Source organism: Desulforegula conservatrix Mb1Pa (assembly GCF_000426225.1).
GTDB lineage: Bacteria > Desulfobacterota > Desulfobacteria > Desulfobacterales > Desulforegulaceae > Desulforegula > Desulforegula conservatrix.
On the sequence record NZ_AUEY01000036.1, the window covers coordinates 1 to 18,376 of the forward strand.

The 18,376-nt window shown below is 42.7% G+C and carries 15 protein-coding genes and 1 pseudogene; 7 read left to right on the forward strand and 9 right to left on the reverse strand.

Annotation, left to right across the window (positions count from 1 at the left end; genetic code table 11):
• A pseudogene (locus tag K245_RS28315) lies at positions 1-198 on the forward strand (hypothetical protein); the annotation flags it as partial.
• Positions 199-558: 360 nt separating this feature from the next.
• Here K245_RS28315 and K245_RS0112905 read toward each other — a convergent pair.
• The 4 genes from K245_RS0112905 to iorA all read right to left on the reverse strand — a co-directional run bounded on the left by K245_RS0112905 (position 559) and on the right by iorA (position 5,069).
• Complete coding sequence (locus tag K245_RS0112905; RefSeq protein WP_027359601.1) at positions 559-1,281, reverse strand: enoyl-CoA hydratase/isomerase family protein; 723 nt, start codon at positions 1,279-1,281, stop codon at positions 559-561.
• Between the two features lie 24 nt (positions 1,282-1,305).
• Positions 1,306-2,337: a potassium channel family protein gene (locus tag K245_RS0112910; RefSeq protein ID WP_027359602.1), complete on the reverse strand. Its 1,032-nt coding sequence runs from the start codon at positions 2,335-2,337 to the stop codon at positions 1,306-1,308.
• Between the two features lie 103 nt (positions 2,338-2,440).
• Positions 2,441-3,040 (reverse strand): indolepyruvate ferredoxin oxidoreductase subunit beta, encoded by a 600-nt coding sequence (gene iorB, locus K245_RS0112915; RefSeq protein WP_027359603.1) that lies wholly within the window; start codon positions 3,038-3,040, stop codon positions 2,441-2,443.
• Between the two features lie 178 nt (positions 3,041-3,218).
• Positions 3,219-5,069 carry an indolepyruvate ferredoxin oxidoreductase subunit alpha gene (gene iorA / locus K245_RS0112920; RefSeq protein ID WP_027359604.1) on the reverse strand — a complete coding sequence of 617 codons (1,851 nt, stop codon included), beginning with the start codon at positions 5,067-5,069 and terminating at the stop codon, positions 3,219-3,221.
• Between the two features lie 244 nt (positions 5,070-5,313).
• Between iorA and K245_RS24385 the strand changes: the two genes are divergently transcribed.
• The 4 genes from K245_RS24385 (at position 5,314) to K245_RS0112950 (ending at position 10,472) form a co-directional block, all read left to right on the forward strand.
• Entirely contained in the window at positions 5,314-5,973 is a 660-nt protein-coding gene (locus tag K245_RS24385) for an XTP/dITP diphosphatase (RefSeq protein ID WP_035277201.1), read from the forward strand.
• Positions 5,957-6,538 (forward strand): nitroreductase family protein, encoded by a 582-nt coding sequence (locus K245_RS0112930; protein WP_027359605.1) that lies wholly within the window; start codon positions 5,957-5,959, stop codon positions 6,536-6,538. The genes K245_RS24385 and K245_RS0112930 overlap by 17 nt, the downstream gene beginning before the upstream one ends.
• 178 nt (positions 6,539-6,716) lie before the next feature.
• A complete protein-coding gene (locus tag K245_RS0112940; protein WP_027359606.1) occupies positions 6,717-8,501 on the forward strand; it encodes a sodium:solute symporter family protein in 1,785 nt (594 codons plus the stop codon).
• Between the two features lie 276 nt (positions 8,502-8,777).
• Entirely contained in the window at positions 8,778-10,472 is a 1,695-nt protein-coding gene (locus K245_RS0112950; RefSeq protein ID WP_027359607.1) for a DUF6178 family protein, read from the forward strand.
• 64 nt (positions 10,473-10,536) lie between these two features.
• Here the strand turns inward: K245_RS0112950 and K245_RS0112955 are convergent, their stop codons facing one another.
• The 5 genes from K245_RS0112955 to K245_RS0112980 all read right to left on the reverse strand — a co-directional run bounded on the left by K245_RS0112955 (position 10,537) and on the right by K245_RS0112980 (position 16,905).
• Positions 10,537-10,740 carry a cold-shock protein gene (locus K245_RS0112955; RefSeq protein WP_027359608.1) on the reverse strand — a complete coding sequence of 68 codons (204 nt, stop codon included), beginning with the start codon at positions 10,738-10,740 and terminating at the stop codon, positions 10,537-10,539.
• 655 nt (positions 10,741-11,395) lie between these two features.
• A complete protein-coding gene (locus K245_RS0112960; protein ID WP_027359609.1) occupies positions 11,396-12,745 on the reverse strand; it encodes a phosphomannomutase/phosphoglucomutase in 1,350 nt (449 codons plus the stop codon).
• Between the two features lie 536 nt (positions 12,746-13,281).
• A complete protein-coding gene (locus K245_RS0112970) occupies positions 13,282-13,905 on the reverse strand; it encodes a hypothetical protein (protein WP_051284106.1) in 624 nt (207 codons plus the stop codon).
• Between the two features lie 134 nt (positions 13,906-14,039).
• On the reverse strand, positions 14,040-15,464 hold the full coding sequence (locus tag K245_RS0112975) for a vWA domain-containing protein (RefSeq protein WP_027359611.1): 1,425 nt from the start codon (positions 15,462-15,464) through the stop codon (positions 14,040-14,042).
• 280 nt (positions 15,465-15,744) lie between these two features.
• Positions 15,745-16,905, reverse strand: coding sequence for a hypothetical protein (locus K245_RS0112980; protein WP_027359612.1), 1,161 nt, complete (start codon positions 16,903-16,905; stop codon positions 15,745-15,747).
• A gap of 286 nt (positions 16,906-17,191) precedes the next feature.
• On the opposite strand from K245_RS0112980, the gene K245_RS24390 reads away from it, so the two are divergent.
• The gene (locus K245_RS24390) at positions 17,192-17,788 is read left to right on the forward strand and encodes a DUF4126 domain-containing protein (RefSeq protein WP_232223826.1); all 597 of its coding nucleotides are present in this window, start codon (positions 17,192-17,194) and stop codon (positions 17,786-17,788) included.
• Positions 17,789-17,889: 101 nt separating this feature from the next.
• Positions 17,890-18,138: a hypothetical protein gene (locus tag K245_RS0112990; RefSeq protein WP_027359613.1), complete on the forward strand. Its 249-nt coding sequence runs from the start codon at positions 17,890-17,892 to the stop codon at positions 18,136-18,138.
• Positions 18,139-18,376 lie beyond the last annotated feature (238 nt).

Sequence of the window (18,376 nt, forward strand, 5' to 3'; positions counted from 1 at the left end):
AAACCGAATAAACTGCACAGGCGGCTCAGGCAGCTGGGGTATAACGGCGAATTCCAGAGCATCAAAATGACATCATGGCGGAACTCGGCATGTCAGCTCAGCCACTGGGCAATGCCCAACAAATGGTTTGAAGAAATCGGACTGTTCGCGATGAATGAAATTCAAACGGGAGTGCTTCCTCTTTTTACAACGAGATAAGGATGAACAAGAGCCGTGTACGAGGCCCGTACGCACGGTTCTGTGAGAGGGATGAAGCAGACTTGATCAGCTGCTTCACCCTACTCGATATGTGTATTATTTATATCACTGAAAGTTTTGTCGGAGCTTATTTGCAAAAAAGAGACACGTCCAGGTGAAAAGAAAAAGAGTGTTGGAGATGCGGGCGCCTTAGAAGGCCCCCGCATTTAATACTTCTATGCCATATTGATAGATTTGCAAAAAGTTAAAAAAACTGAGGCGTCATGCCGGATTTGATCAGGCATTTTTTATTTTCAAACACTTTTGGATTCCGGCTTGCGCCGGAAGTAAGGGGATCGGGCTTTTTGCGACGTTGTCATATTAATTTGCTACAAAAAGAGCGACAGGTTCGATTACAGCAGGATCTTCCTTTTCCATGATCTCGACAATATGCTTGTTTAGTCTTTTCTTGTGTTCTCCGAAGATTCCCCTTTTCTTTGCAAATGTCGCAGCAAACTCAAGGGCCGATTTCATGAGATCTTCAGGGCCGTCGCATGCCTTCATTACAACATTGTTGGCGGCAAGCTCTTCGCCTCCATAGCGCTTTCCTGTAAGCTTCATTTCCAAGAATTTATACTCAGGTATGGCTTTTCTGCAGAAAGCAATCATTCCCGGAAGGAAAGGAATGCCAAGGTCAACTTCAGGGAAGCAGAAGAAGCCGCGATCTTTTCTCATGAACCTGAAGTCGCAGGCGCATGAGATGATTGCGCCGTTTCCGAAAGCATGGCCGCCTATGGCAGCTATTGTTGGAACTGGTATGAGGAACAGTTTTTTGAACACCTCATTCATATCGTACATGAATTTTCTTATGTCATCGAGCTTCTGATCAGCAAAAGCTTTGCTCATCCATTCAATGTCAATGCCGAGGGAAAAAGATTTCGGATCTGTTGAGGTCAGAATTATGGCAGTTACACTTGCGTCTGCTTCGGCTTCGTTGAGAGCTGCAAGAAGTCCGGCTGCAAACACAGGATTGTGACGGTTTTCTCCATTGGACATGCTTATTATTGCTGTTCCACCCTGTTTTTCGATCGTAATTCCTGACATATGAGAACCTTTCTGATAAATGGTTTAAGAGATCTGGTTTTTAGCTTTTGAAATATCGGCACTTTTGCCCATTACTATTAGGGTCATTCCTTCCTTGATTTCTGTTTCAACTGAAGGATTGAAAATCATCTCCTTGTCTTTTTTTAGCCCCAGAAGCAACAGATCATATTTTTTGTTAAGATTTATATCCTCAATTTTTTTACCTGTAAAATGAGAATCTCCGGTAATCTGGATATCATGTATTCTCAGCGTACCATCTCCGCTTCTTAGCATTGTATCCAGAAAAGAAACCGTAACTGGTCTGAGCATCTCTGACGCCATGCGCAGGGCTCCGATGAAATTGGGAGACACGACCCCGTCGGCTCCTGCTTTTATGAGCTTGTCCCTCATCTTGGGATTGGTCATTCTGCTGATGATCCTGATTTTGGGATTCATCATTCTCGCTGTCATGGTGATATACAGATTGTCCTTATCAGATGGCAGAGAGATAATTATGCCCGCAGCATGGTCAATTCCGGCGGATATCAGATTCTGGTCATCTGTCGCATCTCCTCTGATATAAAGTATACTGTCCCTGAACTGATGGTGGGCAGCACTGTCAGGATCAAAATCTATGAGAACGGCTTCTTCCTTGTTCTTAATGATTTCTTCAATCAGCGGAAGTCCTGTTTCTCCACCGCCGCAGACAATATAATGACGCTTCAGACCCCTGATTTTTCTTTCCATCTTGTTTCTCCGGAGCATGCCTGAAAGCTCGCCCTCGATGAGTATTGCGGTGAACGAGCTGATTGCATAAAGGATAATACCCATGCCGAAAATAAGTAGGCCCATTGTGTAAAACTGGGCGAGGGGATTCCCTGTTACAGGTACAACTTCTCCATATCCAACGCTTGTGAGGGATATTACGGTCATGTAGACGCAGTCGATGAAGCTTCGCTCGCCCATGAAAATGGCGTAATAGCCCGATGCGCCAGCCATGATGGTCAGCAGTATTGATGTTAAAAGTATGTAGAGTCTTTTTTTTATGCCTTCGACCATACTTTGGCGCTTATCCATATAAGCCCTTGGGCAGCCGGCTTAATGACTGACTGACCAAGGGTGGGATTTTTTTTGATAAATCAATAGTTTATAGGAACGGAAGTGGTTTTTACAAAGGCTGTTAAGCAGCCTTGGCTGCTTCCTGAAAACCCAGATCAAAGGCTTTGATGTTTATTTCCGCAAGCTGGGGTTTGATTCTTGCCTTTATAGCTTCCTTTATCTGGTCAGCTGATATCGGAAGAACTCCTGTCTGAATAAGTGCTCCAAGCAGAACCATATTGACAGTAAGGTCGTTTCCGGCTTCTTTGGCAAGCACTGTTGCATCAAATGCGATAAGTTTTTTTGTTTTTTCCCTGAAAACTGATTTTATGGTTTCCATCTCAGGGTATACGCCCTTTCCTGTGGCAACTGTAAAAGGTGGCAAAGGAGAGAGATTTGTTATGACAACTGTATTGGGATTGCATTTCTTTATTGCTCTCAGAGCCTCGGATGGTTCGAAACTGAGAAAAATATCAGCTTCTCCATCTGATATGATCGTGCTTTTGGCGTCTCCGAAAACTATGGCAGATTCCACAACTCCGCCACGCTGGGCCATGCCGTGGATTTCGCTCATTCTTACAGGGACTCCTGCTGCAAGAGCTGCTTCACCAAGTATCTTGGAAGCCAGAAGATTGCCCTGACCTCCTACAGCAACCATTATAAGTCTTTTGACATTTTTCATATAGCATCCTGTTATAATAACCGGTTTCAGACCTGGGCTTGTATTGCCCTTTGTCATCTTTTTTTGTAAAAAAGCTCCGCAAAAAACTTTAAGGATTTTTGATTTCAGAAGTTTGATTTGGTATTGACTGCAGGGATAAAAAGTCCTCAATCACAAATCCAAAATCATCAATTATTTTTTAACCCTTCACCGGAACAATGGCTTTTTCAGGACATAACTGCGCGCATACCGCACAACCTGTGCAAAGATTCTCGTTGATTCTGACCCTGTCTCCGTCAAGATAGAAGGCCGGGCACGCAAAGTTGTTCAGGCATTCCCTGTGGTTCTTGCATTTATCTGAAACCTGAAATTTATTGCCTTTTGCCTGCTTGAGATTCTTTGCGTAAAGAATGCACTTTTCCTTGGCAATGATTACGGACACACCCTTGAACGCGACAGCTTCCTTGATTGCTTCAATGCTTTTCTTTACATTATAGGGTTTTATAACAGAGACATGCTTTACTCCAAGCGCCTTAACAACGCTCTCTATGTCGATCTGTCCGTATCCATCGAGTCCGAGTTCTTTCATGTCAACGCCAGGATTTGGCTGGTGTCCTGTCATTGCAGTCACCCTGTTGTCAAGTATGACAAGGGTGAAATCATGATTATTGAAAACAGCGTTGATAAGCCCTGACATTCCTGAATGAAAAAAGGTTGAGTCTCCGACGAATGAGATTACCTTGTTGTCCGTTACCTTTGAAAATCCGCAGGATGTGGATGTGGATGCACCCATGCAAAGAACATAGTCAGCCATGGAAAGAGGCGGCAGGAATCCGAGCGTGTAGCATCCTATGTCAGAAGGGATCATTACTTTCATTCCTTCCGTGGCTTTTTTCACTGCATAGAAGGTCGCTCTGTGTGAGCATCCGGCGCAAAGATTTGGCGGACGGTTCGGAACCTCAGGGGTGTTTGCCGTATCAATCAGAGCTGGAGCATTGTATGCAAAGCCAAAATACTCAGCCAATGTTTTTCTGACCATTGCAGGATCATATTCATAAAGACGCGAAAAAAGATCCTTTGCCTTTCCAGCTATTTTGACTGTCAGGCCTTCTTCCTGGGCGAAGGCTTTTATTGCCTCTTCCATGAAAGGTTCACCTTCTTCCACTATGAGAACTTTTTTGCATTCGGAAACGAACTTTTTGATCATTCCCGCAGGCATTGGATTGGAAAATCCTATTCTAAGAATCTTGACTTTCCCTTCTGCGCCAAGGTCGCTTATGGCGTCGCTAACATATGAGTAGCTGACTCCGTTGCAGATAACTCCGAAGTCACCGCTTCCTTCGATGAAATTATATGGTGATGAGTCTGAAAGCGCTTCAGCTTTTTCAATGTTTGCAAGGAGCTTTACATGAAGTTTTCTTGAAACAGCCGGAACGCAGACATAGCTGAAAGGATCTTTTTTGAATTCGCCCTTTGTCTTTCTTTGAACCAGATTGCCAAGTTCGACTATGGCGTTTGAATGATTTATGCGTGTGGTTGTTCTGAAAATAACCGGCTCACCAAGTTTTTCAGAAAGCTCGAAAGCATAAGGCATCATTGCCTTGGCTTCTTCAACAGACGAAGGTTCGATTACCGGGAGACCAGAAAGTTTGCCGTAATAACGGTTGTCCTGTTCATTCTGACTTGAAAACATGAACGGGTCGTCTGCTGTCAGAAGAACCATGCCTGCGTTGACTCCTGTATAAGCAAGGGTCATTAGTGCGTCGGCTGCAACGTTCATGCCTACATGCTTCATCACGCACATGCTTCTTACTCCGGCAGTGGCAGCGGCTGCTGCAACTTCAAGGGCAACTTTTTCATTTGTGCTGTATTCGAAATAAAGATCTGATTCTTTCGACATTCTGAAGAAGTTGTAGGAGATTTCAGAGGATGGCGTTCCAGGATAGGTGCTTGTGAAAGCTACTCCCGCCTCAATCGCTCCTCTTGCTATGGCCTCGTTTCCAAGTAGAAGCATTTTCTGGCCTGGATTGTCGGTTAATAGTTTATGCATAACACTCCTTAAGACTTTGCATGAAATCGTTTTCCAGCAGGTGCTGAAGAATAAACTGCTGAATATAGTTATTTTATCTTTAGTTGCAGGAATTTTTTATAACAGTGATACAAAAGCTGTAAAGCGTTTTGTCCGTTTTTTCGGAAAAACTTTACAAGCACCATGGCGTGTTCTATAAATTTTGTTCATTTTATTAAAGTCTGAATGAAATTTGATAAAAATTAAAAGAAGGTATTTGAATATTATGAATCCTGCCACAACCATTGTCATAGCAACAAGAAACAAGGGCAAAACAGCTGAAATTGCAGATCTTCTCAAGGGTTTTCCCGTTCTTCTTAAAAACCTCGACGATTTCGGCCCGATTCCTGAAGTAGTGGAAGACGGCAATACTTTCGATGATAATGCATACAAAAAGGCCAGCTTTACTGCAAGGGTTCTTGGGTACCCTGCTCTTGCCGATGATTCGGGCCTTGTTGTGGATGCCCTTGACGGAAGACCCGGAGTCCATTCCGCAAGATACGGCGGTGACGGTCTGACTGACGCTGATAGATGCAAAAAGCTCCTTGAAGAAATGAAAGGGGTTGAAAATAGATCTGCTGCCTTTGAATGTGTTATTTCCATTGCAGTTCCCACTGGTCAGGCACTCACTTATGAGGGCAGGTGCGAGGGTGATATAATTGATTCCATGAAAGGTGAGGGTGGTTTTGGTTATGATCCTGTTTTCATGTGCAAAAAAACCGGAAAAACCTTTGCGGAAATGACAATGGAGGAAAAGTCAGGAGTAAGCCACAGAGGAACCGCTCTTGCTGATGTCAGAAACGAGTTTGACAAGATCCTTGCATGGATAAGTCAACACCAACCTATATTTGAAAAAAAAGGATGCATGCATGGCGACCATAGCTGAGCTTGTAGCTCTTAACAGGTCTTGCAGAAGGTTTGATGGAAATAAAAAAGTAAGTCTTGAAGAAATCACCCAGCTTGTTGATCTTGCAAGGCTGTCAGCATCTGCGGCAAATCTTCAGCCGCTTAAGTATATGATTTCCGCTTCAGCCGAGATGAATGCGAAAATATTTCCCTGCCTGAAATGGGCAGGATATCTTAAAGACTGGGACGGGCCTTTTGAGAATGAGAGGCCGGCAGCTTATGTCGTTGTGCTACACGATACCAGCGTTGCAGGTGGTGCAGGATGCGATCACGGAATAGCAGCCCAGAGTTTGATGCTCGGAGCTGTGGAAAAAGGTCTTGCAGGGTGCATGATCGCGGCTGTTGACAGGAAAAATCTTGGGGCTCTTATCGGTCTTCCTGATCATATGAAGATTCTTCTTGTCATAGCTCTTGGTTATCCTGTTGAGGAAAGAAAGGTTGTCACCCTGACAGAAGAAACAGGTGTTAAATATTTCAGAGACGATAAAGGGATTCATTATGTCCCGAAGAGGTCTCTGGAAGAGGTGATTCTCAAGGCCTGGTAGTTTTTATATAGAAATAATGACAAAATAGCAAAAAACTCGATTTCCGTCATTCTGGAGAAGGCCGGAATCCAGGGAATTGTCCGAAAAATTGGATGCAGGCTCCAGTCCTGCATGACACTGAAGCTCTTTTCTGACTTTTTGCGGGACCATCAAATAATAATTTTTTCAGGATCATTTAATGCAATTTTTAGATTGGCTGATTGTTGGGACATATCTTTTAATGTGCGTACTTCTGGGGCTTTATTTTACCAAAAGAGCATTAAGGAGTGTCGATGACTTTTTTGCATCAGGAAGAAGTCTTCCATGGTGGCTCGCTGGGATATCCATGACCGCCTCGGCGTTTTCCATTGATACTCCAATTGGAATCACCGGACTTATAGCAAAAGACGGTATTCCCGGCGTGTGGTATGCATGGTCTTTCGTGCTTGGCGGCGCAGGAACTCTTGGCGCATTTATTTTTGCTCCTCTTCTGAGGCGTTCGAGAATAATTACAACGGCAGAGCTTATAGAGTTGAGATATGCCGGGCGCCAGGCCGCTTTTTTGAGGGGCTTTAAGGGTGTTTATTTTGGAATTCTTGCAAACGCGATAACTCTTGGGTGGATAATCAAGGCTGTCTGGACGCTCGCAGCTGTTCTTCTTCCAGGAGTTAATCAACATCTGCTTGCACTCGGACTCATGGGCATTGTTCTTGTTTATGCAGCTGCCGCCGGTTTATGGGGAATTGCTGCGACCGAATTTTTTCAGTTCATTGTAGGTTCTTTCGGGTCATTTATTCTTGCCTATTTTGCCTGGCAGCATATAGGCGGGGCAGGGGAACTTGTTAATGCATTCGTATTGAAATATGGTGCTGCCGACGCTTCGGCCAGATTGTCGTTCCTTCCAATGCCCGGAACCCCATTTTTTGTTACCTTTATAGTATTCATTACCATCAAATGGTGGGGTAATCCTCCTCCTGCAATAACCCAGCGTATAATCGCCTCAAAGGATGAAAAAAACGCGTCTTTTGCGACCATGCTTTTTACAATTCTTGCCTTTGGTTTTAATTACTGGCCAATGATATTTGCGGGAATGGTTTCAATAGTGGCTTTCCCTGAAGCAAGCTCACCTGAGAGCGGATATGCCATGATGATTGTAAAGCTTCTGCCCACAGGTTTTCTCGGAATAATGATAGCCTCGCTCATGGCTGCATTTATGTCTACTGTTGATGCACATATAAATTTCGGTGCTTCATACATGGTCAATGATATCTACAGAAGATTTATCAAAAAGGATGGTTCTGAAAAGCATTATGTCAGGGCCTCGCAGATAAGTACCGTAATAATGCTCCTTGTTTCCATTGCAATTGCTTATAATACTGAATCAGTAAGCGGAGCCTGGTATTATCTTGCCATGTTGACCGCAGGGTACGGGATTGTAATTGTTGTAAGATGGTTCTGGTGGAGGGTTAATGCCTGGGCAGAGATAACCGCACTCGCTGCCTCGGGAATTGCGAGCACACTTCTTTCACCTAAATTTGCCGCTCTTGCCGGATATTCCGCATTTCTTCCCGAGCTTGACTGGAATATCCGTTTTATTATTGTAGTTGTTTTATGCACAATAAGCTGGGTCATAGTCTGTTTCCTGACAGAGCCTGACCCTGATGAGCATCTCAAGAATTTTTGCTTAAAGGTCAAGCCTTATCGCACTTTCTGGGGACCAGTTTACAGAAAATATCCTGAACTCCCATATAGAAAAGGATTTTGGATGGCTTGCACGAGATGGGCAATTGGCTCTGCCATGGTTTTTTCATTCTGTTTCGGTTTGGGGCATCTCATGTTTTTAAGATTTACAGAAGGACTTGTTCTATTGTCTATGGCGGCAATTTTTGCGCTTATTATTCTGGGGACATGGAAGAGGCGTGATGCTGATCCTGAAGAAGTTCTCGTTTCAGATCAGATGCCAGCTGACTCTGTTTCGAATTAAGGATGATGGTCTCGCAAAAAGTCAAAAATGGGCTGTGTCGTCATGCCGGACTTGATCCGGCATCCAGTAATTTCAAATACTTCTGGATTCCGGCCTGCGCCGGAATGACGGTAATCGGACTTTTTGCGACCTTGTCAAGGATGAAACCCAAAAAAACCGAATGTTTTTTACTGAGCTTTTTTATAAAAAGCGACCCTAACAAGGCTTGATCCGTCCGATTATGCCTCTACAAATAAATACTGAATAATCTAAATTAAGCATTATATAAGGTGACAGATGCCGGATACAAAAAAGTTCGATGTAATATCAAATAAAATCAATCATCTGCGCGCCAAGAGAATTGAAATACTGAGGATGGAACCAGAGAGGGCTCTTGCGGCAATTATTAATGAGCCTGAATCAGTAGCTCTCGTTCATTCCATTCCTGAAGAGGACTTTTTCGTTCTCATGCATGATGTGGGTGTTTATGATTTTCTTCCTGTTCTCGCAATGGCCAGCGACAGGCAGTGGGAACATATCCTTGACATGGAGATATGGAAAACTGACAGAATCAGCTTGTTCGATCTTGGCAAATGGCTGGATGTGCTGATGAAGGCAGATGCCCCACGCCTTGTAAGATGGCTTATGGAAACAAGGATAGATATTGCGGAATTCTATCTGAATCTGAATATTGAACTCAGGATCAGGGAGCATGATGAGGATCCTTCGGATTTTGAAGACGGTTTTACGACATTTGACGATGTTTTTTATTTCAGGATAAGGCCTCCTGAATATTCCGGAGTAAGTCTGGACAAGGAAGCGGCCCAGGATAGATATTTTCTGATAGACTCACTCCTCAAAGGTTTTGCCTCCCTTGATTATCCCAAGATGCTTGGCATGCTTCAGGAGTCCGACGCATTGCTTGTTTCAGAAGAAGAGGAAGAGCTTTATCGTCAGACAATTATTCGTCTTACAGAAAAAGGTTTTATCCCCTTTGAAGAAGCGCTCGGCGTATATCAGCCGCTTGCCAGTTGGGAAGATCCTGAATCAGGCAAAAGAAAAGTTGCGGCACCGGAAGACGAACCAGCGCTTTCTTTTTTACCCTCAGTAATTTTATCCGGATCAGGGTTTTTTAAGGATCTGCCTGTTTCCTTTGAGAAGATTGATCTGCCTGATTCTTTTGATAACGAGATTGCTGCCCTATGCAACAGAATCATTGTTTCAGACAGGAAGACTGTACGATCAAGGGACGAACTCAGGCAGGTAGTTGCAAAGTCCTGTGGTTATATAACATTGGGAATGAATGAAGTTGCAGAAAAGACAGGATTGCCGGCTGATGTTATTATTGCAGAATACCATCTTGTTTATCTTTTCAGGGCTGGTTATTCGAGGGTTGTAAGCCTTCAGAGAGAAGCCAGGAAATGGATTGAAAAGAGCTGGTTCAGGAATCAGGGAATACCTCTCAGCTTCTGGGGTGAAGAATGGATGGGGGTACTTGGCGGGCTTCTTCTCAAAAGGCCACTGTTTTTCTGCAATTATGAAAGTGGTCTGCTTTATCGAGATTTCAGGCATGAGGATGATATTCAAAAGACAAGACGGGCGATTGATTCAATGGTCACCCTTGACTCTGTCTTTGCCAGGATGGGAGCATCTATCCCTGGAATTTCAGGTGGGCTGCTGCAGGCCGCTCCTTTTGTTCTTACAATGTGGGCTAATGACTGGCTCAAGAGAACGGGCGGTGAATTTCCGATTCCTATTCGTGAATTTTCAGTATTTTATGGCGCCATTGTAGAAAATGGAGAAATAAGTACAGCAATGAAAGAAAACTTCATTGACTGGCTTTCTTCGGTGACATCAATGGAGCTGCCTGAAATTTTTGAAAAGATATGGTTTGCTTTTGAAGATGTCTTTAAGGATTTGGAAACCGAGTACAGGTATGTCAATATTTCTGATTTGGATCCGAAATATATAAAATATTTTTATATTGCTTAAAAATTTCAGGGCCGGCTGATCTGCTTCCAGGTATTCAGCCAGCCCTGTTATAATCAGCCTGCATTTAAACTCTGGCTACATTTTTTGCCGCATAACCGCGGTCATTGCTCTCAATTTCGAAGTATACCTTTTCACCTTCAGCGAGAGTACGGAAGCCAGACATTGTTATTGAGCTGTAATGTACGAAAATATCTCCCGCGCCATCTGTCTGCTCAATAAAACCATAACCTTTTTTGTCATTGAACCATTTTACAGTACCTTCTGCCAAAATACTTCCTCCTTTTTTCTCTTCTTGATACTCATGGGTATAGGCTTAAGAATATAGTAACTCATTGCCATTATTGGATTTGTTGTATATCGCTTTCATCCTTGATAATGGAATGAAGCTGGAATTCTTTTTTTGGACTCTGATCCGGGATATATATAAGGCTGTGAATATGCATGGACAACCATATGGAAAAAACTATTTAAATTAATACAGAAAGAATAAATATTCAGCCGCGGCTTTCATTTTTATGGTCGGAATCTTTATTTCAAGGGTTTCGAAGGAATGATGAATACGAGGTTTTTCTGCCTTTTATGAGAATACTGTGCAGTATTATAAGGCTAAAGCATACATTTGCTCTTAAAACTTGAGATACTCGTAAAACATGGGCAAATCTTCTATAAAGACTACGACTCTTAGCTTGGATATGGATAGATAACATGCGTCGAAGGAATAAATCAATAAAAAATTGCGAATATCATGTCTTTGAATGCAGTTTTCGCTGTTTCTAATGTGAATGATTCTTGAAAAATCTATAATATAGGTTCTGTTTTTTGAACTTAAGAGCTGCTTACGGTTCTTTAAAAGATAATTATGGCGGCAGTTGATGCAGGCAGGCATGTGTGGTCTGATTCTTACCCGCCCGCATCAATAGAGATTAGTTTGAGCTTAGCTCTTTTACTATGCCTTCCATATAGTTTCTGATTTCATCGAGTCTTGGCTCTGACAGCGCCTCGAATCTTAAGACCAGAGCAGGCTGGGTATTGGATGCCCTGACAAGTCCCCATCCGTCATCAAAAAGAACCCTTGCTCCGTCAATATCAATTATCTTGTGTTTTGATCTGAAGTATTCCTTTGCTTTTTCAACAGTCTGGAATTTTTTATCATCCGGACAGTCAACCCTTATTTCAGGAGTATTGAAAGTCTTTGGAAGGTCAGATATCAGATCGGATAGCTTTCTGTCTGTGTTTGACATTATTTCAAGCAGTCTGCACGCTGCGTATATTGCGTCATCATAACCGAAATACCTGTCTTCAAAGAACATATGGCCGCTCATTTCTCCTGCAAGAGCTGCTTTTTCAGTCTTCATCTTCTCTTTAATAAGGGAATGGCCGGTTTTCCACATGATGGCATTTCCGCCATTTTTCTCTATATCATCATACATGACCTGGGAGCATTTTACCTCGGATATGAATGTAGCTCCCGGACGCCGTGACAGAATCTCTCTTGAGAAAATGACCAGAAGCTGGTCTCCGTAGATGATGTCGCCTTTTTCGCTTATAACGCCTATTCTGTCAGAATCACCATCAAAGCCTATGCCTGCGTCAAGCTTTTCTTTTTTTACAAGTTCAATCAGGTCTTTCAGATTTTTTAGTACAGTAGGATCTGCTTCATGATTCGGGAAAGTCCCATCCATATCGCAATAGATGTCGTGAACCTCGCATCCAAGCTCCCTGAGTACTGGTACCCCAACAACGCCGCCTGTCCCGTTTCCTGCATCAAGACCTATCTTAAGCTTTCTGTTTAGTTTAATATTCCCAAGCAGATATGATTTGTAAGGAGTGACTGCATCAGCATTTTCAGCTTTTCCTGAGCCTTTTTCATAATCTCCGGCAAGAATAAGATCCCTGATTTTCTTCAGATCCTCACCGTGAACGGAGTCAGTTTTTCGGCACATCTTGAATCCGTTGTATTCAGGAGGATTATGGCTTGCTGTGACCATTATTCCGCCTTCAGCCTTGAAATGTCTTATTGAAAAATAAAGCACTGGAGTAGGGCATATGCCTATGTCTACAACATCACAACCTGTGGACATGAGGCCCTGCTTGAGCTTTTCAGTATATGAATTCGAGGTCAGCCTGCAATCTCTTCCAACCATGATTCTTCTGCATCCATGTCTGATTAGGTAAGTGCCTGCAGCTTTTCCAATGTTTATGACATCGTCTTCTGTAAGATCCTCGCCTGCAATGCCTCTGATATCATATTCCCTGAAGATTCCGGGATTCATCGTATTCTCCTGTGGTAATAAGTAAAAAGTTTATAAACGCTATAGTGCTGTTTGCTCTTGATCAGAAGCAATAATGTGTGCCATTGGTGGAGCGATCTTTGAAAAAAGCTCCACAAAGGTTATCTGTATTGATGGACTCGCAAAAAGTCAGAAAAAGGCTTCTGTGTCATGCCTGATTTGATAAGGCATTCAGTATTTTCAGACAGTTAAGGATTCAGACTTCCGGTTTTCACCAGGACAGCCCCCACCGGAATGACTGAAACTGGACTTTTTGTGATCTTGTCAATATTCAAGATGCGTATAGCTTTATTTTATGATTATGCTCCCTGTCATTTCACTTCTATGACCACCGAGTTTCATTACGGCAGATTCGAATTATTCTGACAGATTGTGTCAGATATCATTCTGCTCATGGGTGTGTCAAAATATTTCGTAGGATTCACAAAATCGTATCGTTTATTTGTTATGGAGTGCGTAATATATGCTTGTCATAATTTGCCGTGGTGAGATCCATAGTTTTCAGAAAATAATGCGGCTCAATTTACGTCCTTATTTGTCGCAAGACTCAGCTTTCTCCAGATTTTTTTGATTTCAGGCTTCCATTTTGGATGGCTGAGTGCTTCACCCCTCCAGAATGCTCCTGAATCTACAAGCTCTTCCAGAGCTTTCCAGCCTGCCTCATAATCAAACTGTTTCCACATTGTCCCTGCCTTGTAAATAAACGCAGGTTCTCTTGCAGATATAAGGCCGGACAGACCTTTATGAAAATCAAACTGTTTCCAGTGGATCCCTGAGTAAAATATGAATTCCGCGTTGCCGATTCTTAAAAGTGCGTCAAGGCCTTTATCAAAATCCATGTTTTTCCAGTCCAGGCCAGCGTAGTATATCAGTTTAGCCTCTTTTTTTTCAGTCAGCTTTTCAAGAGCTGCTTCAAAGTCGAATTCCTTCCATTTTCTGCCAGCTTTGAGTATTGCATCGCAGTCACCGGTTTTTATCAGGAATGCAAAGGCTTTCTGGTAATTAAACTTTTTCCAGTAGATTCCTGCTTTATAAACAGAATCAGCAGATTTTAACTTTATCAGAAGATCAAGGCCTGATTCAAAGTCGAATTCGGGATTTTCAGCGCCTTGTTTTATTAATTGCTTGATGTCTGTGTTCATTGATTTGTATTGACTCCATTCAGGCTTTTTGGTGCGCAAACCTTGCGGTTTGAGCACCCTACGAACAAATCCATAAAGTTTTTTGCGGAGCTTTTTTCAAAAAAGCGACCCGCCGGAGGCTCAAATGCAATAGGTTATCTCTGACTTCCTACAATTTTTATTTTCTCAACATGCCCAAAATGCGGTCTGAATGGTTCGGTTCTGTTTCCGGATACCAGCCAGATCGTTTTGGGGTATGGTCTGAGCTGTTCGAGATCATAAATGTATCCGTCTGTGATCACGATTACCATTTCATGCCTGTTTTTAAGGAATGAATTGAACATGGGCGCAAAAATGGTTGTTCCGCTGCTGCCTGTTTTTATGATCTTCCAGTCACCTTTTTTATATATGAAAGGTTTTTCAGGATCGTCTGAATTTGAATTTCTTGTTCCGTCCCGCCTTGGTGTGAAAAGCGTTTCGTCAATGCAGATAAGATGAACCCTGTATCTGTCAAGAAGTCCTTCTATGGCTCCGAAAGCAGCCTCGATCTCTCTTGGCGTGATGGTCATGGACGCTGAAACATCCACAGCCACAATTATTCTTTCCTTTTCCCTGAATACCCTGCCTGGAGAATATATTCCGCTGTCAGCGTATCTTCTGCTGAATTTTGAGGCGGAATATTTCCATTCATTTGATGGTGCGGTTTTATCCACAATAGACCTGATCTTTTTTCTGAAAGACATATCAATGGATAAAGGCGTGGTTATCATCCTTCTGATATCCTGATAGATCCTGTCATTATGAGAGTCTGTTATGCTGTCCGAGAATCTGATTATCCTTTTGAGGCTGGCCTTTAACTGCCTCCTGTTGCTTTCCATATCCATGAAATGAACCCCTGCGTGCGAGGTTCCTCCGTTGGGATTTTTGAAAACCAAGGCATTTTTTTCTTCAAGTATCTCAAAGGAATCTTCCTGTTTAGCCTTTTCTATTGCTTCGTACGGAACTGGGACGTGTTCACGTTTTTCATGAGTCAGATGCTTTCTAACTTCATTTATGAATTCAATAAGCTGTCCTGGCCCTCTATTCGTGATCCATTGAAAGACCTCTTCCCATGTTGGATCATTATTCCCGGTTTCCTGATAAAATGCCTTTGGAATTACTGGCACGCCGATCGGAAGAATGATTTCAGCATTTTTTTTAGCGCCAGAGAAAAAGCGAGTATCTGGATTAAGAATATAGCTGTTCACCACCATATCCTGACACAGATTCTGCATATACATGTCCTGGCCCTTAGCAGTGTGTACAGATGATCTGTGATCATGGTCAAAGACTATATGCAGAAGCTCGTGAACCAGAAGCCCGACAAGTTCTTCTTTGTTTTTTGAGATAACGAAATCAGGATTGTATATGATGAGAGGTCTGTAATCGGACGATGTCAGGCCGAGCGTAGGAATTGAATCATCCACCGCAAACTGAACTGACTGGTAAAAATAAGACGTAAATCTGCTTTTTTGCCAGAGAAGCTCCAGGGCTGAGTCCCAGATTTTTTTTGATTCTTTTGCTTTGCCTGTATCAGACATTATAAATAATTGACTCTCTAATGTTTGCTGCCTTTTTGATTGTGCCTTGTATGGTTAATTTGCCATAAAAAAGGCCTACTCGTAGGTCGGATTAGGACGCCCTTTGTCCGTAATCCGACATTCAGCCGAATGCCTCCGGCGGGTCGCTTTTTGAAAAAAGCTCCGCAAAAACTTTTGGGTTTGAGGAATATAGCCGTTCTCAAACATTACAAATCCATAAAGTTTAAGGGGGCGCGGGGGGATTTTTTCAAAAATCCCACGCATTTTCTGTATAAAGCCTCTACATATTCATAACAGCATCGAATTTTTTCAGAAGCTCGGCTCTTTCCTCTTTATTCCTAACAAATTCAAGGGCGGCAGGAATTTTTGTCAGAAGTCCGCATTCCCTCAATAAAAGATAAAAGAACGACATTCTTGCGTCAGATCTCGTCATTCCTATGAAGCGGAGAATATTGCCAAGTTCGCTAAGATCGTCTTCCTTAAAATCTGATTTGAGGTTTACGGCCTTTTCCCTGAGCCATGAGACAGCACCTGATATTGCCCATAAAATGTCTTCTGCCGGGATCTTCCCCTTTTTCATGGATTCGAGCTTGTCATCGCTACCATTAATTATGTCAGAGGTTGATATTAGCCTCGGCACTGTGAGCTGCATGATGAAGTCAAAACCTGCCACATCCCCGATCAGGGCTGTGATGGTTTTTTCAAGAGGACTGTCAGTATTAGATGAAAGATAAGCCTTTAGTTCCCCTTCCGTTTCCAGCCCATAAGACAGGGTTATTGTCTGGGAAACCTGATGCCAGCCCCTTGGATTCGGATGTATGTGCTTCTCGTCCCAGAGTCTTTCAGGGAAAAGTGAAATATAATGAATTATAGCCGGATGAATTTCAGCGCCACCTGCCCATTTGAGCCATTCTTTTGCAGATGGTTTCAGGTGGAAAATTGCGAGCCTTCCATCAAGCGCTGAATCGTCAAATTCGGTGATTGTGGTGTTGTCGGTCTCTCCAAGATTCCCTGCAAGAAGAATTGAGGTGCAGTCAGGAAGCTGGTGTTCTCCGCATATGTGTTCAGTGATTATCTGAAAAAGGGTCTGGATTACAGTAGGATGCGCCCTGTTGGATTCATCCAGAAACCATAAAATGCCCTTGTATCCTTCGGGAAGTGTTTCAGGAGGAATAAATTTAGGTCTGTAATAGACCATTTTTTTTGAAGCATGATCAGGAACAGGATAGCCTCCAAGGTCAATATTTTCCTTGAATGCCAGCCTTGTGTCTATGAAAAGAAAATTTCTGTCCCTCGCGACCTGTCTGACTACGGATGATTTTCCAACGCCCGGATGTCCGACAATCTTGATAGCATAATTGATGGATGATCCTGCGTTGAGATATCTGTCAATTATTTCCTTAAGTTCTGTGACCGTAACTTCTATTGCCTGTTTGTTCATTATGGATACCTTTAATAAGAATAACTTTGTAACTACGAATACACAAAAAAAATGGAAATGGAAAGAGGGAGGCTTTTAGCTCGTTGAATATAATTTGTGCTGGTTCATATTGGCTTCTGAATAAAGAGATCTGTTCCTGTAGGTAGCCTTTAAAGACGATCTGTATTTTTAAATATTAAAATGTTATTCTTCAAAGAGATAATAATCTGAAGTCGAGCTGAATATTTAAAGTCGAATGCCGGATTCGATGTAGCCTTGCGGTAAGGTTATAATGATGGAGAATAATATGGGACTGGTTAATACTATAGCGCTTGTGATGGTTGTCGGATGGGCCAGCGGGATCAATCTCTACGCTATGATACTGACACTGGGTATTCTTGGCAGCACCGGTAGTCTGATTCTGCCGGAATCCCTGAGATTATTAACCAGTCCTGAAATTATTGCTCTTGCTTGCTTTATGTATGTGGTTGAGTTCATAGTCGACAAAATTCCAGCTTTCGATTCAGTCTGGGATGCAGTTCATACATTCATTCGTATTCCGGCCGGTGCAGTACTTGCGGCGGCAGTCATGGGAAGGGTTGACCCTGCATTGATTGTGATGGCAATGCTGGTTGGCGCTATGCTTAGTGCTGGTTCACACGGATTGAAAATGTCTACCCGTCTTTTTATAAATACCTCTCCTGAACCATTCTCCAACTGGGCGGCATCAACTTTTGAGGACATACTTGTTGTGGCTGGAATAATGACGGCCCTTTATCATCCTATTATTTTTCTGCTTCTGCTCGCTCTTTTTATTGCCCTGGTAATCTGGCTTATTCCCAAGCTTTTTTCCGCTCTCAAAAGTGTTTTTTTGCGAGTCAGAAAATTTTTAAGCAAGGCTTAGATACGAATACAATTAACCGGAGTCGTGCCAGTTCGAAACAGGGCGCATATGTCTCCAGTCCATTTATTAAGCAATCTCTTTTCAATATTCAGGAGGTTAAAATGCGCTTGAAACTCATTTTCGGGACTATTCTTATCTTAGCCATTACAGGATGCAGCGATACTTCAAAATCCCAAATAGCAGGTATGCCGGGTTCTGACCGGGATGAACATGGCTGCATCGGATCAGCCGGATATTCGTGGTGCGAGCGCACCAAGCAGTGTGAACGTCCTTGGGAGCTTGCTCAAAAACATGGTTTTCCGCAGACAAGGGAAGCTTTTGAAACGTTCTGTAATAAGCCTGAAAAATAAAAAATTTGATAATACCGTTTTCCCGGTTTGAAATCTGCATAACTGATTCTTCATGGACCATGAGTCAATTATTCATCTGCTGTTTATTTAAGACAGTTATTTTGTGAAGAGCTGGAAGCACGCAAGGATAAATTCAAAAAAGAGAATAAGGACGCGCGGCACTTTTCTAAACAACGATGTTTCTTAAACTGTCATTCTACCGCTTAATTCCATGGACTTTAACCAAACAGTTTCTAAT

Excerpts from the sequence above, each read along its gene's own strand:
- K245_RS0112970 (WP_051284106.1), bottom strand. The coding sequence starts at position 13,905 with ATGAACACAGACATCAAGCAATTAATAAAACAAGGCGCTGAAAATCCC.
- K245_RS0112990 (WP_027359613.1), top strand. The coding sequence starts at position 17,890 with ATGCGCTTGAAACTCATTTTCGGGACTATTCTTATCTTAGCCATTACA.
- K245_RS24390 (WP_232223826.1), top strand. The coding sequence starts at position 17,192 with ATGGGACTGGTTAATACTATAGCGCTTGTGATGGTTGTCGGATGGGCC.
- iorB (WP_027359603.1), bottom strand. The coding sequence starts at position 3,040 with ATGAAAAATGTCAAAAGACTTATAATGGTTGCTGTAGGAGGTCAGGGC.
- K245_RS0112960 (WP_027359609.1), bottom strand. The coding sequence starts at position 12,745 with ATGAATCCCGGAATCTTCAGGGAATATGATATCAGAGGCATTGCAGGC.
- K245_RS24385 (WP_035277201.1), top strand. The coding sequence starts at position 5,314 with ATGAATCCTGCCACAACCATTGTCATAGCAACAAGAAACAAGGGCAAA.
- K245_RS0112910 (WP_027359602.1), bottom strand. The coding sequence starts at position 2,337 with ATGGATAAGCGCCAAAGTATGGTCGAAGGCATAAAAAAAAGACTCTAC.
- K245_RS0112930 (WP_027359605.1), top strand. The coding sequence starts at position 5,957 with ATGGCGACCATAGCTGAGCTTGTAGCTCTTAACAGGTCTTGCAGAAGG.
- K245_RS0112905 (WP_027359601.1), bottom strand. The coding sequence starts at position 1,281 with ATGTCAGGAATTACGATCGAAAAACAGGGTGGAACAGCAATAATAAGC.
- K245_RS0112980 (WP_027359612.1), bottom strand. The coding sequence starts at position 16,905 with ATGAACAAACAGGCAATAGAAGTTACGGTCACAGAACTTAAGGAAATA.
- K245_RS0112940 (WP_027359606.1), top strand. The coding sequence starts at position 6,717 with ATGCAATTTTTAGATTGGCTGATTGTTGGGACATATCTTTTAATGTGC.
- K245_RS0112950 (WP_027359607.1), top strand. The coding sequence starts at position 8,778 with ATGCCGGATACAAAAAAGTTCGATGTAATATCAAATAAAATCAATCAT.
- K245_RS0112975 (WP_027359611.1), bottom strand. The coding sequence starts at position 15,464 with ATGTCTGATACAGGCAAAGCAAAAGAATCAAAAAAAATCTGGGACTCA.
- iorA (WP_027359604.1), bottom strand. The coding sequence starts at position 5,069 with ATGCATAAACTATTAACCGACAATCCAGGCCAGAAAATGCTTCTACTT.